Genomic DNA, 1,364 nt, shown 5'->3' with positions numbered 1-1,364 from the left:
GAGGTATTTGAGCTGGGCCAAGTGCACCTGCAACTTGCCTTCATGACTCCTAGCCCGCATGGCAAAGATATCTAAAATCAACTGCATCCGGTCAATGACCTTAACCCTTAGGATTTCTTCTAAGTTGACATTTTGACGGGGGGTCAGTCGGTTATTGACCACTACCGTTGTAATCTCATCTGCTTCGACCATTTGTGCGATTTCTTCTAGTTTTCCTGAGCCGACAAAGGTCTTAGTATCGTATTTCTCCCGCTTTTGTGTGTAGGAGCCCCGAACATCTCCACCGGCTGTTTTAGCCAGGCTCGCCAACTCCTCCATAGACATGTCAAAATTGTCCATGCCTTGAAGTTCCACACCAACCAAAAGGATGCGTTCTTGTTTCTTTTCTGTTTCAATCATGCTGTAAAAACTCCTTTACATCTGCAAGAACCTGCTCCTTGAAGTGGGGGGCAGAAATGGCGTAAAAGGTCACTTCCATTCGATTTCGAAACCAGGTCAGCTGCCGTTTGGCAAAACGACGCGTATTGCGCTTGAGGATCTCACTGGCTTCCTCAAGGCTCTGCTCTCCCTTAAAGTAAGGAAAAAGTTCCTTGTAGCCAATGCCTTTAGCTGCCTGAACCTCCGGATAGTCATCATAGAGCCACCGAGCTTCATCCAGCAAGCCCTCCTCTAGCATGCGATCTACTCGGCGATTGATGCGATCATAGATCAAGGACCGTTCATCATCTAGACAGATGAGATAGGGTTCAAAATCGGTCTCTTCGTTTGCGAGGTCCTGCCCAAAATGCGCAATTTCAAGAGCCCGCATGGCCCTCCGGCGATTGAGCTGAGGAATCACAAGTCCTTGCTCCGCCACTCTTTGGTACAAGTCTTCATCCGACAGCAAGTCCAATTGAGCACGATAGGCCAGAATCTCTTCATGAGGAACTTCACCACCTAGATGATAACCTTCGAGCAGACTTTGGATGTAAAGACCCGTCCCACCTGCAATGATAGGAAGCTTGCCTCGAGCTGTGATATCCTCAATCGCAGTCTTAGCTTCTCTTACAAAATCAAAAGCCGAGTAAGACTCGGTCACCTCCCGCACATCGATCAAATGATGGGGAGCTGCAACTTGCTCTTCTGGTGTCGCCTTGGCTGTTCCAATATCCAGCTTGCGATAAACTTGCTGGCTATCGCCACTGATAATCTCACCATTGAGAGCTTGTGCTAAATCGATCGCAAGAGCTGTCTTTCCAACAGCAGTCGGTCCCACAATCACAATTATCTTGGTTTTCATCGTTTTTCCTTGCAAAATTCACGTTTTTTCGTTACCATATATTATAACATAAATATTTAAAGTTCAGAAAAGGAGAAATTCACAT

2 protein-coding genes are annotated in these 1,364 nt (G+C 46.7%); both read right to left on the bottom strand.

What is annotated here, in order from left to right; all coding sequences use genetic code 11:
- Nucleotides 1-399: HflX-like GTP-binding protein (locus tag SPADD19_RS12430; RefSeq protein ID WP_481906733.1), on the bottom strand; the 399-nt coding region annotated here is incomplete at its 3' end.
- Nucleotides 392-1,279, bottom strand: coding sequence for a tRNA (adenosine(37)-N6)-dimethylallyltransferase MiaA (gene miaA, locus SPADD19_RS02295; RefSeq protein ID WP_061455095.1), 888 nt, complete (start codon nucleotides 1,277-1,279; stop codon nucleotides 392-394). The genes SPADD19_RS12430 and miaA, both read right to left, overlap by 8 nt.
- Nucleotides 1,280-1,364: the final 85 nt, after the last annotated feature.

It is taken from the genome of Streptococcus parasanguinis (genome assembly GCF_001578955.1).
Taxonomy (GTDB): domain Bacteria; phylum Bacillota; class Bacilli; order Lactobacillales; family Streptococcaceae; genus Streptococcus; species Streptococcus parasanguinis_U.
The sequence above is the reverse complement of the archived record's forward strand: the minus strand, read 5'-3'. Positions and strand labels throughout refer to the sequence as shown.

Bases quoted from the DNA above. Each gene is read 5' to 3' on its own strand.
- miaA (WP_061455095.1), bottom strand. From the start codon at position 1,279: ATGAAAACCAAGATAATTGTGATTGTGGGACCGACTGCTGTTGGAAAG.